Here is a 14373-nt window from a genome sequence, read left to right as displayed (position 1 = left end):
GGTTTCTCCCGATTACCAGACTAACGGCGCAGTATCCGTTTTAACAGTGTCACTCCCTTCAATCCTATCTGCCGTCCGAGACTGCCGATGGGAATTGGAGTCACCACTCTTTCTCCATCCGACGGAAACAGCTTTGCTTCCAGCAATTCCTTAAGTTTGCTGCTAGTCAAAGGTCGATTTAAAGTTCCCATCTGCGCCAGAGAAATCGAACCCGTTTCCTCCGACACCACGACGCACACGCAAGCTTGCACCCGTTCCGTAATCCCCATCGCTGCCCGGTGGCGGGTTCCCAACTGCCGCGAGGCGCTGCGATCCGACAAAGGCAAAATTACCCCAGCCGACACGATCCGCGAAGCCCGAATCAAAACAGCCCCATCGTGCAGCAAAGTTTGCGGCTGAAAGATAGTTTGCAACAATTCCTTAGAGACTTCCGCATTTAGCTTCACTCCCGGAACTGAAAAATCCCGATCGTCGATCGGAGAATCTGTTTCTACAATTAATAAAGCGCCCGTGCGGTTTTGCGAAAGTTCTTTTACTGCGTCCACAATTTCATCTATTACGCTGTCTGGTTCTGGAGTTGGTCGGCGATCGCGTCCAAACAGTTGTATAATTTCCCCCCGACCCAATTGTTCCAGAAATCGGCGAAACTCCGACTGTAATATTACCGCCATTGCCACAGCAGAACCCGTTACCAAGCTGTTGAGCGCCACGTGCAACAGCCTCAATCCAGCCCAGTTACTCACCGCCGCCGCCAGCATCAAAATAATAAATCCCCGTACCATCCAAAGCGTCCGGCGCTCCCCGACAATGACGAGCACCAAATACGCAAGGGCAAATACCAGTCCAATATCGATCGCCTGAATCAATAAGGACTGAATGAGGCCAAAGTCATAGCCAGATTGTTGATTGTTCATGGTTCATCGAACCTTACCGCCTGTGAACCGCGAACTATGATGCACTCGAACCCGTGAACCATGAACAGTTGTTATTCCAATCGCGTGACTGAACAAGCCAAAAGTAAAAAGTTTAAAAACAATCATCAAGAAATCCCAATGAATCATCTTACTTTTTACTTTTTATGTTTTACTTCTTACTTTTTAGTTCCGAGTCTTTCAGGAAGGCGATCGAACCTCAGCAAATCCTCGTCAGTTTCCCGCTCTACGATCGTGTCAACTTTCCCATCTTTCACCAAAACCGCTGCCGGTCTGGGGACTCGGTTGTAGTTAGAAGCCATGCTGTAATTGTATGCCCCTGTAGCCGTAACGACGAGAATATCTCCCGACTGACACTCTGGCAACTTAGCATCTTTTATCAGAATATCGCCTGATTCGCAGTGTTTGCCAGCAACTGTCACTGTTTCCGTTAACTCAGCAGACATTTTGTTGGCTGCGAGGACTCGATAAACTGATTGGTAGGTAATTGGACGGGGATTGTCCGACATACCGCCATCCACCGATAAATACGTCCGGATTCCTGGAATGACTTTTTTAGCGCCCACCGTATAAGCGGTGACGCAGGCTGAACCCACGAGCGATCTACCCGGTTCGCAAAGCAATTTCGGTAATGGCAACTTCTCATTATTGTTGCAAGCTGCTACCATTGCGTCGCAGACTGTCTTAGCCCAATCATCTATGCTTGGAGGATCGTCGGATTCAGTATAGCGAATACCCAACCCACCGCCAATATTAATTTCTGTCGGCTTCAACCCTTGCCCAATTGCTGCTTTGAAAGCCTTAACGATCACATCTGCTAAATCGTGGTGGGGTTTCACTTCAAAAATCTGAGAGCCAATGTGAGCGTGTAATCCGACGCAGGATAAAGACGGCTGCTTGTTGAGGTAAATGAAAACATCCTTGAGGGAGTTGGGATCGAATCCAAATTTACTGTCGATTTGACCAGTTTTAATGTAGTCGTGAGTGTGACACTCAATTCCAGGCGTAAACCTGACCATAACTCGTATCCGCTCACCAGCTTTGTGACTGACACCCAATTTTGCCAACTCTGCTAGATTCTCTAAATCCCACCAATTATCTGCGATGATCGTGCAGCCACTGGTGACAGCTAGTTTGATTTCCTCGCGGGATTTGTTATTCCCGTGAAAATAGATTTTGTCGGGATTCACGCCAGCTTTTAGTGCTGTCTTAATTTCTCCGGCAGATACTACATCTATACCTAAACCTTCGTCCGCGACGATCGCGCAAACAGCCAAACAACTCCAAGCCTTAGAAGCATAGATCGCTTGAGATTCGCCCGGATAGTACCGCTTAAAAGCCTCTCGGTACTGGCGGCTGGTCGCCCGCAGCGTTTCTTCGTCTAAGATGTACAGTGGCGAGCCAAATTTCTCTACCAAGTCTGTTACGTCGCAGCCTCCTATTTCCAAATGATTCTTACTGTTGACGCTGGCTGTCAGCGGTAAAAGCTCTTGATTGGGCGATCGACTTTCCCTGGGTTCTTGAGACTTAGACAGATACTGAAGTCCAGATTCCACTTTTTCGATAGATTGAGTTAATACCATCGCGCAATAACTATCCTTACTGTGTTCTCCAGTGTACAATTGACGGCAAGCAATTGGGTCATCAGCGCCCAGATTGATGCTTTTGAGTAATTATTAAATCTAAAATCCCCTGTGCCTTTTCTCGGAATCAAACATCTCGCCGCCGAACACCTCAACAGTGCAGTAGAGCTCGATCGCCTCTGTTTTGGCGGACTTTGGACGATCGAAGGCTACAGGCGCGAGTTAGATAGTCCTAATAGCGATTTACTGGGTTTGTGGGCATCCGCAACCGGGGACTGCCGATCGGCAAAATTGGACAGCGAACTTGAGTCTGTTGATATTTTCACCTCCCAAAACCCGGTGAGTACGGGGGGAGAACCCCTAAAAATGCCCCAAATTCTCATCGGTTTGGGTTGTCTGTGGGCAATTTTAGAAGAAGCTCACATTACCATTTTGGCGATCGATCCGCGCTTTCAAGGTCAGGGTTTGGGACAAGCTCTGCTTTGGGCTTTGCTAAAATCGGCAAACCGCAGACAGTTAGAAAGGGCAACTTTAGAAGTGCGAGCCTCTAATTTAGTCGCACTGTCTCTCTACCACAAATTTGGCTTTAAGGAAGCAGGACGGCGAAAGCGATACTATGCAGACACGGGAGAAGATGCTGCGATCTTCTGGCGCAACGGCATTGAAAAACCCGAATTTCAGCAATATTTGGCGAATGAAAAAGTGAAAATTTGCGATCGGCTCCAGCAGAAAAACTGGCAGGGGTCGATCGATACTTTGGAGTTTTGAGCGAACATCTAGAGCGTCGGTTCAGTAAAAGAAATTGACACAAGTGGCATAGTATGTATGTTGATGTAGACCTTGGCCCGGCGTTGCATGAGGGCAAAAAAATGGTTGGCGATCGCGATCTACTGTCGCCCTCATGCGATCGCCCTACATAATACATATTTCGTTCTTTTTGTCAAAATATTCTACTGTACCGACGCCCTAGTGTATCCGATGAGCGCTCAATTCAAAATAAGTGATTGAACGCTCAAAAGATGATCTGTTGCTGTGATATAGCCTTTCTCACATTGATTCGCGGACGAATCTTGACCTGAAAAGGTTGGTGGTGTAAGGGTTGTAGCATAACTCAGCATACCTCATCTTTCGCTTGAAAGGCTATAGTTTCAGTTCAATTGTCATCTTCATCTCCCAAAAGACAGCAAGCTAACAGCATTACTCTTGCATACCTGCATACAGTAGTCGTACAAATAAGCGGACGCCATCATCATTCTTCAAAGTTGCATATGATGGAGCTTCGCTGTTACCGATCGCACGCAAATCTGACAGCAATTCTGGATGGAACTGGCAAGTAAAAGAACGTCGAATTTTTTTGGTTTCAAAGTCTTTGTAGTTAATGCACGTAGCCGAACATTCTGTAACTATTTCGCCATTAGCTGCTGTCGAACAAAGAATTTCCACAGAATCAGGCAGTTGTATCAGCCATGACAGGGGACTTCCAGCTATCAAATGCCGATAAGGAATAAGGGCGTCATGAATACTTCGGTAAGCCCAGTTAGCAAACAGTACAGCTTCTTCGTTGACTTCATCTGAGTGAAACATCGAAATTGATACTTCATGCTCGTATTGAATCGTCGTGTCAATGACACCTTCATGTGCATCTGCTGTTACAGAGTGGGCATGGATGAGTTCCCAGGGAATATCTAAGGCATCGCCGTCTGGAGACTGATAGGGCAACAACACGCGATCGCCAACTTCCTTGGATTCATTGCGCGTCACCGCAAAATGCCGATCGTTCCAGCCCTGGGCAACAACCCGCCCATCACGTTTTTTAACTTGAAGAGTCTTACCCATTGCTTCGATGCGCCCTGCAACCTCTTGCAACGATCTCAGAGCAATACCTGAGCGATCGCCATTCAAAGATGTCATCCCCAGGACTTCTTTGACTGCACGACGAATCAGTCCTATGTTACCTTCAGCAGCCAGTTGGTGGCCTACACAGATGAATATTGCCGGGGCACTCGTGGGCGATCGCGAAATCAGCAATTTTTCCACTAATGCAAACATATCCTCTCGCGGACAGACTGGACTTGTCCAAGTCGATTCATCGTATGTCGATGGATCGCCTCCTTCTACTACTACGGCATAACCGCAGCTAATTGCCGGAACAATTATTTCTGGATCGATGATTCCCGTTGACCAAACTGGCAATAATACTGAGTCGATGTCGGCAACTTTTTGAGCAATGTAGGCAACGTTTTTGGAAGCCCGAACATCTTCTCCGAGAGTGTTAACGCCTACGTGTTCCCAGGGTTCGATAATGGTTATACAGTTGCGTAACAAATTAGGATTTTTGAGCAGAAACTCCACATCTTCCCGTGAATTTATGACTTTTTCTAGCGGCTGGGCGTGTCCCCATTCAAAAATACCATCTTCAGCAAATAGTTCTTTTTCTCCCGGTGGATTTAGAGAATTTCTATCTGCCAAGAAATACCCTAACAAAATATGTGCTGATTCAAAATCTAACCTACCTTCATGCAAGTAGCCCGGAGTTAATCGCCAGTCGGCTGTGGTGGTTTGATTTTTGCTCAATTTGACAGATTCAACCATGTTGATTTTACCTCTGGTATTGGTTCATTAAACTGAAAATACATCGTCCATAATACCAATTTTACATGAAGTTGCATAAAATGAAGATACAATATTAAAAGGCATCCGATCTGATGGCACGTCAACTAATTTTGGCGATCGCCAAAAATACAGGCTCTATATTTCGACGTTTCATAGATCAATAGTCCGGACAGTTTTCAATCACCAACGGTATAATGCGGTTTATGGGTTCCGGGCTGTATGAAATATTAACGGTAGAATGAGGCTTTGGATCGCTGCTCAAAAAACTGTCCGGAGTATTGATAGATCGTCGGAGCGATTGATAGAATCAGATCTAGTTGCTTTTTCGCCCCTGCAACCCCCGCCCAGTATACCCGATGCTCGCCCAACTGACAATATAACCGAAGCCCGAAATGGAACTATTTCAGGAGAGGGGCTTGTGACCTTAGAAATTAACGAATCTCCTCCTACTCCCGTACCGGAGAACTCCTCCCCCTTCGCCTCATTTTTGGCCTTTTTGGGATTGGGAGCAGTCCACTTGTGGAGAAAGTCGAGAAAGGGAAACAAATAATAACCTTTACCAACCTAACTTTAAGCGGGGCGTAAATAGAATTACTTAGACTTTTAAAATATTGAGTTATTTTGGCAAAGAAATCTAGTAAATTTACGGGTTTACAAGACCGCGAGCAAGCTTTAATTTGTATCTCAAGATGTTGTTTTCGTTAATTGCTGCTACAAACGAAAAAAAACTCACTGTTGCGGGAGAAGCCTTTCAAATCAGGAATATCTTAATGAACATAAAATATGGACTGACCGCTATCCTGGAACATATTAGACCTGTTGAAAAAAAAATCACGAGTTACAATTAAAGGTTTTGAGTGTTAGACCCCAGAGCTAACTCATAATTTTAAAGTGCCGATCTAACCTGCAATCTGCTCCACTTAAGCCAAACCCTTCATTATAGCATAAAATTATTTTGCAATAGGTCTAATATTAAATAAAACTGCATGGCAGGTGTGACGGAGGAGTCTCCCACGCCTGCCATACTGTTTGTGACAAGTATAACCGACCGATGACCGATGGTTAAATTATGCTTGTTCTAGCCTATGTGTGCCAATGTGCGATCGGGTGGTTTTCTTTTAGGTCGATCGGGTGATGCGATACTGGTACAATTGGTGGTAGCGCTTTAAGTAGCTATTATCTCTATGAAATAAATTTTTACTAGGCGATCGGGCTAATCAGCATAACACAATTCTCGCATCCGAGTTGCTGACAGCGGCAGTCCCAATTCTACCAGCGTTTCCAAATACTCATCCGGCGTTTTTGGCGGATTCTTGAGCCTGATTCTTTGCTTTTCTGCCGCTTTGCATACTGTTTGCCAGTTGAGGTCAAGCAAGTGTAAAATAAAATCATCTGGATGCTGCGCTAAAATATCGTAAGGTGCAAGAACTTCTTCAGAAAAATCTCGGATATTGAAAGTAATAATAAACTTAGAACGAGAGTGAATTGCCGCAGCCAGGACATGGCGATCGCCCGGATACGGAAGTTCTAATTCTGGTATAATTCCCTCATAGTCTTGTACCAAGCAATTTTCAACATTTGCATTCATCAACTTTTTGGTTCGGGAAACTTGTTCAAACTTTAGATCGGGACGGTTTATAAGTACATTTCTCATCCACTCCTCGTGAATTTCTTCAGTCCAACGTGCCTCAATTATGTCGGTAGTTGCCAACTCTACAAACAAATCACGAAGAGATGCCGAATACAAAACATTGGCATCGTAAATAACAGTTAAAGTTGCCATGTTTTAATGGTACAAACCGAGTGCTTCTGATTCAGCTACAAGCATATCCATAATTTTACTGCTTTCTTCGTAACTTTGTTTTTTATAGTCCATTAAATCTTCGTAACGTATCCGGCGACTGTTCCTGACTGTCTTGTAAGGGATTTTTCCAGCATCCAGCAACTCCCGCATATATTTATCGGAAACTCCCAGAATGTCCGCTGCTTGATAAATATGAAGTTCTTTAGTAAGTGAAATCAGCTTAACAGTATTGCCGCTGCTTGTTTGTTGCAAAATTGCCAATAACAGCGGCAACGCGGCGGCCGGTATGTCAATTGTTTTTCCCTCTTTTTCATCTAATATCAATTTGAGGGATTCGCCAGACGGATGATTTTCTAAGTGCGATTCTAAGGCGCGGCTGCTGGTTTTGGCAACCGCTGCTTCTTCGGCTGTCGGCAAAACAGGTGCTGATTCTGGATCTCCGGTGAATGTCATGTTAATTTAGGGGTGAGGATAACAGGCAATCAACTATGATTGTAGCAATTTGAGAATGCGATCGCACTTGATGCAGCCAGCAAAATCACAGATACTGAGATTGGGACACAACATTGTTGCGTCCCTACTGGAAAATGAATTTATTGCCTCACGCGATTAATTTCGACAGCACAATATATCGGAAATGAACCACATGAGTTGTTCGATTTGTGAGGAGCGGAAATACAGTTAGAGATACGCAAAGATAGAAAACATCAAAAACCCTTAAAAAACTCTATTTTTCGGATCGGAGGTAAAATCGGATATAGAAAAATGGAATACATCGGGGGCGTCGCAATATCGAGAGGGCATGGGAAATCACAACAGCACACCGATGAAAGCGAGTCAAATTTTACAAAAATACAAAGAAGGCAGGCGAGATTTTAAGCGCGTGAGCCTGCGGGGACAGTCGTTTGTCCAGCAAGATTTGTCGGGAGCGGACTTCAGCCAGGCAGATATCCGTGGAGCGAACTTCAGCCACGCCACTCTGACGGGGACGAACTTCGCGGGAGCTACGGCGGGACTACAACGGCGCTGGGTGGCGCTACAGTGGCTGCTAGCATTGCTGATGTTGGGTTTGTCAGGAATACTGGCGTTCTTTCCAGGGTTGTTGGCAGCGGCTACGATCGAGTCTGTTCAGAGCCTGCCACAAAAACTGGTAGTAGAAATTGTTCTAGCGATATTCCTAATTACTATATTTGTTGCGATTGTCCGTCAGGGATTTACCATTCAGGCAGTTATTTCTATCTCCGTCGCCGTTGCTGTCGCATTCGTCATCGCCGTCGCCGTCTTCGTCGCTGGAGTCATAACCCTCGTCGCCGGAGCCGTCACCGGAGTCTTCGTCGGAGCCGTCGCCGAAGTCTTCACCGGAGTCGTCATCGGAGTCTTCGTCGGAGCCATCGTCGCATCCATCACCGTCGCCATCGCCGCAGCCGTCGTCGTCGCCGTCGCCATCGCCGTCACCGTTGCCGTCGCCGTCGTCGGAGGCGGAGCCGTCGTCGTTGTCATCGCCGTCGTCGTCTTCGTCGATGGAGGAGGAGCCCTCGTCATCGTCATCGCCGCAGCCGTGATCCTTCTCAGCCTCTACGTGGCATCGCGAGCCATGAAAGGGGACGAAAAATTTGCCATTGTGGGCCTGTTTGCCATCGCCTTTGGTTCCCTCGGCGGCACTTGCTTCTACTCCGCTACCCTCACTGATGCTAACTTCACCGCTGCTACACTCAAAAACTGTAACTTCCGCGATGCCACTCTCACCCGCACTTGCTGGAAACATACTAAAAAACTTGATCGCGCTCGTCACGGCAACACCCTCCTGGCACAATCTGCGGTGCGCGAACTCCTCGTCACCAGTAATGGCTACCAGAAATCCTACGAAGGAGCAAACCTCAACGGTGCAAACTTAACGGGAGCCAACCTAGAAGGCGCGAACCTCAAACGCGCCGACTTAAGCCAAGCAACATTACACGGAGCCAACCTAAAAAATGCCAACCTCACTGAAACCCTCGCCATCGGTACGGATTTTACCGCCGCCTACCTGACAGGTGCGTGCCTGGAAGCATGGAATATCGACAGCAACCCACAACTAGCGGGTGTCGATTGTCAGTACGTGTTTTTTATGGAAAAAGAAAATAGCAAAGGCAACCGTGAACGCCGTCCCCACGACCCCGATCGGGTTTTCCAGCCGGGAGATTTTGAAAAGCTTTACAAAAAGATGATGAATGTGGTGCAGATTCTGTTTCGGAATGGTATCGATAAAGAGGCATTCATAGAAGCCTTTCAAAAACTGATGGAGGAGTACCCCGACATCACATTTGATTCGATTAAAGGCATGGAACGCAAAGACAATGATATGCTGATGACGCTTCAGGTTCCCAAAACCGCAGACAAAGGCCAAATCGAACGCCTGCTTCAAGAAGTTTATGAAGCGAAACTGGAAACTGCTAGAATTCGTGGAGAACTGGAAGCCGAAAAGCGTTGCAATGAAGACATGAAAAAGCTTGCTATGATTAAGTTAATGGGGAATCCATCCTCCGGCACCCAAATCACTCAAACATATAACTTTATGGCAGAGAATCAAACTATGAACAACAAAACAGACAATAACCGCCAAGGAGATATCTACAATCAAAGTGGCAATTTTGGCATCGGACACATGAGCGGGGGGGAAATCCAAGACGGTGCAAAAGTAGCTGGAGTGTTGCACGAAACCCAACCCAAAACCCTCGCCGAATCAGCCGTCGAAATCCAACTGCTGCAAATTCTCGATCGCTCCTATCCCCGCGATATCCCACTAAAGACACAAGAAATTATCGACGTAGCTGTGAAGGAAATTGATAAAGATCCGCAACTTAAAGAACGAGTCGTCGGCGTGTTGAAATCGGGAGGCATCGAAGCGCTCAAGGAATTGATGGATAATAAATACGTGAATATTTTGGTGGCAGCTTATCAAGGATGGCAGAATCCAGAGTAGGAATTGCGTAGAGTTGAGTAGTTGGAAAACACGCCCTAGGATGCTTGTCTGTACAATTTGACTTTCAACATGACTTACGTATATGTATAACTAGATTAGGGACACAACTATATTGTGTCCCTACGGCAAAATGAATTTATTGCCTCACGCGATTAATTTCGACAGCACATTAGACAACTTAGCGCCGAGATTCTCCACAGACTCCTGCTGTTTGGGATCTTTCATTGTACCGTCAGCATTAAATGCTTGAAAAGCTTGGGGAATGGCTTTCTGATCCGGGAGTACCAACACGTTAATATTACCCAGGATCGATCGCAAATGCACCAATCCCCGCATACCGCCAAATCCGCCAGGGGAAGCGCTCATAATTACCGCAACTTTGTCAGTAAATGCCACCAATCCCGGTTCGCCCGGGGCTGGGCGCGATACCCAGTCGATCGCATTTTTCAAAACAGGCGTAACTGAACTGTTATACTCGGGGGAAGCAATCAAAAATCCCTGATGCGCTATCATCAATTCCTTCAACTTCCGGGCATTTTCTGGCATTCCTTCCTTTGCTTCCAAATCTTCATCAAATAGTGGCATCGGCAAATCCCGCAAATCTACATAAGTAACTTCTGCGCCCGCCGCCCTAGCCCCAGCAGCCGCAACTTTTACCAGCAGTTTGTTGTAGGATGCTTCCCGGGTACTTCCGGCAAATGCAAGTATTTTTGGTGTGTTTGTCATTGACTTTTCCCGATTATTGCTTGCGACTAAAATTGTACTATTCCGAGTGCTTCCAAACAAAGTCAGCCATGGGTTTGCTTGCAGACAAAGGACTATCTGTAGCTGAACTGAATAAAACCGATCGCATTTTTACATTTCCGACTCCCAAACGCCTCTCGACGCGGCTGGGAATTCCGTAACCGAACATAATATGTCCTTTCCCCGCCAACACCACAACTTGATAATCCGGGTTAGCTTTGACAAATTCAGCGATTTTTTGGGCCATAGTTTCATCCCACAAAACTTGAGCTTGCAAAAATCTTTCAAAGGCCGTACTATTTCCCTGTGCTGCCTTTTGGTGCTGTTGGAAAACTTCGAGCAGCATTTGTCGGTATTCGGCGTTGTCGGTGCGAATTTCGGAAATTGGCGGAATATATTTTTTGTCCTCTGCTGTGAGGCTTTCTAAGCCTTGAGAGGCAACTTTTCTCGTTACTTCCGATGGTGTATTTAAAGCGAGGACTGGCAATTTGTTTTCTTTGGCAAACCGCAAAAATGGGGCGTAATATTCCCAGGGAAATCGCCATCTGCGATCGTACTCTGTTTGCTCGACTAATTGCTCTTCTGTCAGTTTACCAGCTAAGTAGTTGTCGATCGCACTTTGGAACGGACGCTGAAACATCTCCATCGCGATCGCAATTTTACGATTTTGCCGCTGCATTTCTCGGATAATCTTTAGTTGAGCTTGGTGGTCTGCCGTGCTATCGTGGGTTTCTCCTAGATACACGACTTTCGCCTTTAGTAATTCTTGCAGAATCTGTTGGTTAGTATAAGTCTGCTGCGGTTGAGAATTCGCAATCGGTTCCGCTGTTACGATACTGCTACACAGCAGGAAAATGCTCAGCGATAAGGCGCACAGTTTGATGAGTTTGGTTTTTTTCATAAAATTATTATCGGTGTTTCTCGCAGCAGCAGCCACTGCCGAACTCTACTATTTTTACTGAGCATCCAGAAAGCTCGCTCCTTAATTTAACTTCATAATTCATCGCCAATATCTCTACCATAAAGGATTGTCTTCCTTCTTCCGTCTTCCCTCTTCCCTCTGCCAAACTCTAATATTTTTACTGAGCATCCAGAAAGCTCGCTCCTTAATTTAACTTAGGAATGAAAATTCAATAATTTCAGCATCTTTACGCCCGCTAGCTTTGCAGGCAAGGATTGAAAGTTCGAGATTGCTTAAGTTATTAAATTGCCATTCCTTAATCATTCATCGCCAATATCTCTACCAATAGAGGATTGTCTTCCTTCTTCCCGACATCCGTTACATCCGCTACACAATCCGCCGCCGAACTTCCCACCTTTGTAAAGTTTAGTTGCAGGTACTTGCGCTTCCAAAAGAAGGTGGTACATTAATAATATGAAGCAAACAAAAAGCTTCTCTGACAGATACCAATTCTAGATACCGCAGCGAAATTCAAAATACAATTTAAGGAGTAAAAACGCTGTTTAATCTCACATCTGTCCCATCAAAAATCAATAGCAGCACCCACCAACAAAACTGATACTTCCCCAACTAATAAGAGGGGAGCAATGCAATCGAATCTGAGGATTTATTGCAACTCCGCATCGAAGTTGAAAAAAGAGGAAATCACTCGGTACATATGGCTGGGTGCTGTTGTTGTTAACAGTAATTTATGGCTGTTGACGGTGTTTTGGGAGGTGGAGACAAAGCTTCTAGACAGTCATTACCAGGCACAGCCTGGTAACTAGAAACAGCAAAATTACTGAAAAATTGTCTCGTCTTCCTTTCGCCACGCCGGATCGACGATACAAATAAATATTAGCGGTTCTGTTCCGCAGTTGTAAATAAACTGCTTGGCATTTGGCGGAATGTAAACTGCATCTGAGACTTGCACTAATTGAACCTCATCGTCGATGTGCATCTCCCCAACCCCACTAATGATGTAGTAAACTTCAGAAGTGGTCAGGGAGTGCAGCGCGGAAGTTTCTCCCGGTGGCAAGGTGGCGTGGGCTAAACTGTAACGCAACTCGACAGCTTGTTTGTCTGGATGCAGCAATTCTCGCAGTTGAGTACCGTCACCCGCTATAAACTCGTCGCAGCCGTTTAGCTTTTGAACTAGCATTCTTTGTACACTCCTGAAATTTTCTCGATCGCAACTTAAGTTTAAGTTTAATCGAAACAGCGAGAAATGTTAAGAAATATGTCAAGCCTCGGCCGGATTTTTTAACCGTAAATTCCCGAATGCGATCGATAATCACAACAGTCGATCGCATCTTCAGATAGAGCTATTCTAGGTTGAACGGGACACTTGAGGTGGTAGTCGCCAGTGAAAAACACGCAGTTAGCACAAGGAATTTGGTGCATCCGCTGAGCTCTGTGCATTGAGTCGCCGACAGCACGCGCGATACTAGAGCACAGCAACAAAACTAAACCCCAGGCACAGACAAAACACACGGGAACTAAAACAGGCTGTATTGTCTTCAGCAAAAAGTAAAGCATAGCAACAAAATTTAGCGGTAGGAACAAAGTCGCATATAGATTACAGTAGTGGAATTGCTCGGCGATCGACCAAAAAGTTTAAAATCATTTACAGTGCGATCGAGAAACCGGGCAATTATGGGATGATAGAGAACCGTCGTTAAATAAAATTAGAGGAAACCAGTTATGTCACTGCGATTAGGCGATACAGTTCCCAACTTTACCCAAGCCTCGTCTGAAGGCGAAATCAATTTCTACGACTGGGCCGGCGATAGCTGGGTCGTGTTGTTTTCCCACCCGAAGGACTATACTCCAGTCTGTACCACCGAACTCGGCGCAGTCGCCCGTCTCAAATCTGAATTTGATAAGCGGGGCGTGAAAACCATCGCCCTGAGTGTGGATGATGTGGATTCTCACATGGGCTGGATTAAAGATATTGAGGAAACTCAAAAAGTTACTCTCAACTATCCAATTCTAGCAGATGGCGATCGTAAAGTCTCCGACATTTACGACATGATTCATCCTAACTCGCTGAACAACTTAACAATTCGCACAGTATTCGTGATTGACCCGGAGAAGAAATTGCGTTTGAGCATTACTTATCCAGCTAGCACTGGTCGGAATTTTGGCGAAATTTTGCGGGTAATTGATTCTCTGCAACTTACTGACAAATACAGCGTTGCGACTCCAGTTGACTGGAAAGACGGCGACGATTGCGTCATCGTACCTTCGATTACCGACCCGAAAGAGTTGGCAGAGAAATTTCCTAAAGGCTACACGCCAGTTAAGCCTTATTTGCGGATGACTCCTCAACCGAATAAATAAGTTAAATTTACCGACTGGTTCGTAGTGAGGACTTTAGTCCTTCAGGTTCGTAGTGAGGACTTTAGTCCTTCCAGGTTCGTAGTGAGGACTTTAGTCCTTCAGGTTCGTAGTGAGGACTTTAGTCCTTCCAGGTTAGTAGTGAGGACTTTAGTCCTTCCAGGTTAGTAGTGAGGACTTTAGTCCTTCCAGGTTCGTAGTGAGGACTTTAGTCCTTCCAGGTTCGTAGTGAGGACTTTAGTCCTTCCAGGTTAGTAGTGAGGACTTTAGTCCTTCCAGGTTAGTAGTGAGGACTTTAGTCCTTCCAGGCTAGTAGTGAGGACTTTAGTCCTTCCAGGTTAGTAGTGAGGACTTTAGTCCTTCCAGGTTAGTAGTGAGGACTTTAGTCCTTCCAGGTTAGTAGTGAGGACTTTAGTCCTTCCAGGTTAGTAGTGAGGACTTTAGTCCTTCCAGGT

12 protein-coding genes are annotated in these 14373 nt (G+C 45.8%); 3 read left to right on the top strand and 9 right to left on the bottom strand.

Going from position 1 to position 14373, the window contains the following annotated elements; translation table 11 throughout:
* Nucleotides 1-20: 20 nt before the first annotated feature.
* On the bottom strand, nt 21-914 hold the full coding sequence (gene cdaA / locus QZW82_RS22065; protein ID WP_293123166.1) for a diadenylate cyclase CdaA: 894 nt from the start codon (nt 912-914) through the stop codon (nt 21-23).
* Nucleotides 915-1090: 176 nt separating this feature from the next.
* The gene (gene lysA / locus QZW82_RS22060; RefSeq protein ID WP_293123163.1) at nt 1091-2515 is read right to left on the bottom strand and encodes a diaminopimelate decarboxylase; all 1425 of its coding nucleotides are present in this window, start codon (nt 2513-2515) and stop codon (nt 1091-1093) included.
* 111 nt (nt 2516-2626) lie between these two features.
* Here lysA and rimI point away from each other — a divergent pair, with 111 nt between their 5' ends.
* Nucleotides 2627-3283, top strand: coding sequence for a ribosomal protein S18-alanine N-acetyltransferase (gene rimI, locus QZW82_RS22055; RefSeq protein ID WP_293152859.1), 657 nt, complete (start codon nt 2627-2629; stop codon nt 3281-3283).
* A 429-nt stretch (nt 3284-3712) separates the two neighbouring features.
* Here rimI and QZW82_RS22050 read toward each other — a convergent pair whose 3' ends face one another.
* The 3 genes from QZW82_RS22050 to QZW82_RS22040 all read right to left on the bottom strand — a co-directional run bounded on the left by QZW82_RS22050 (nt 3713) and on the right by QZW82_RS22040 (nt 7385).
* Entirely contained in the window at nt 3713-5107 is a 1395-nt protein-coding gene (locus QZW82_RS22050) for a hypothetical protein (RefSeq protein ID WP_293152856.1), read from the bottom strand.
* Nucleotides 5108-6341: 1234 nt separating this feature from the next.
* Nucleotides 6342-6911 (bottom strand): PIN domain-containing protein, encoded by a 570-nt coding sequence (locus QZW82_RS22045; RefSeq protein WP_293152853.1) that lies wholly within the window; start codon nt 6909-6911, stop codon nt 6342-6344.
* A gap of 3 nt (nt 6912-6914) precedes the next feature.
* Complete coding sequence (locus tag QZW82_RS22040; protein WP_293152850.1) at nt 6915-7385, bottom strand: helix-turn-helix domain-containing protein; 471 nt, start codon at nt 7383-7385, stop codon at nt 6915-6917.
* A gap of 349 nt (nt 7386-7734) precedes the next feature.
* On the opposite strand from QZW82_RS22040, the gene QZW82_RS22035 reads away from it, so the two are divergent.
* A complete protein-coding gene (locus tag QZW82_RS22035) occupies nt 7735-9894 on the top strand; it encodes a pentapeptide repeat-containing protein (RefSeq protein ID WP_293152847.1) in 2160 nt (719 codons plus the stop codon).
* Between the two features lie 144 nt (nt 9895-10038).
* Here the strand turns inward: QZW82_RS22035 and QZW82_RS22030 are convergent, their stop codons facing one another.
* The 4 genes from QZW82_RS22030 to QZW82_RS22015 all read right to left on the bottom strand — a co-directional run bounded on the left by QZW82_RS22030 (nt 10039) and on the right by QZW82_RS22015 (nt 13117).
* On the bottom strand, nt 10039-10620 hold the full coding sequence (locus tag QZW82_RS22030; protein WP_293152844.1) for an NAD(P)H-dependent oxidoreductase: 582 nt from the start codon (nt 10618-10620) through the stop codon (nt 10039-10041).
* Nucleotides 10621-10657: 37 nt separating this feature from the next.
* Nucleotides 10658-11539: a ChaN family lipoprotein gene (locus QZW82_RS22025; protein WP_293152841.1), complete on the bottom strand. Its 882-nt coding sequence runs from the start codon at nt 11537-11539 to the stop codon at nt 10658-10660.
* 838 nt (nt 11540-12377) lie between these two features.
* Nucleotides 12378-12740, bottom strand: a complete 363-nt coding sequence (locus QZW82_RS22020) for a cupin domain-containing protein (protein ID WP_293152838.1) — start codon at nt 12738-12740, stop codon at nt 12378-12380.
* A gap of 101 nt (nt 12741-12841) precedes the next feature.
* Nucleotides 12842-13117, bottom strand: a complete 276-nt coding sequence (locus tag QZW82_RS22015; protein WP_293152835.1) for a hypothetical protein — start codon at nt 13115-13117, stop codon at nt 12842-12844.
* 165 nt (nt 13118-13282) lie between these two features.
* On the opposite strand from QZW82_RS22015, the gene QZW82_RS22010 reads away from it, so the two are divergent.
* A complete protein-coding gene (locus tag QZW82_RS22010; protein WP_293152832.1) occupies nt 13283-13921 on the top strand; it encodes a peroxiredoxin in 639 nt (212 codons plus the stop codon).
* Nucleotides 13922-14373: the final 452 nt, after the last annotated feature.

Origin of the sequence: Microcoleus sp. bin48.metabat.b7b8b9.023, from assembly GCF_013299185.1 — a bacterium.
Lineage (GTDB): Bacteria > Cyanobacteriota > Cyanobacteriia > Cyanobacteriales > Microcoleaceae > Microcoleus.
This window is presented reverse-complemented; position numbering and strand designations above follow the sequence as displayed.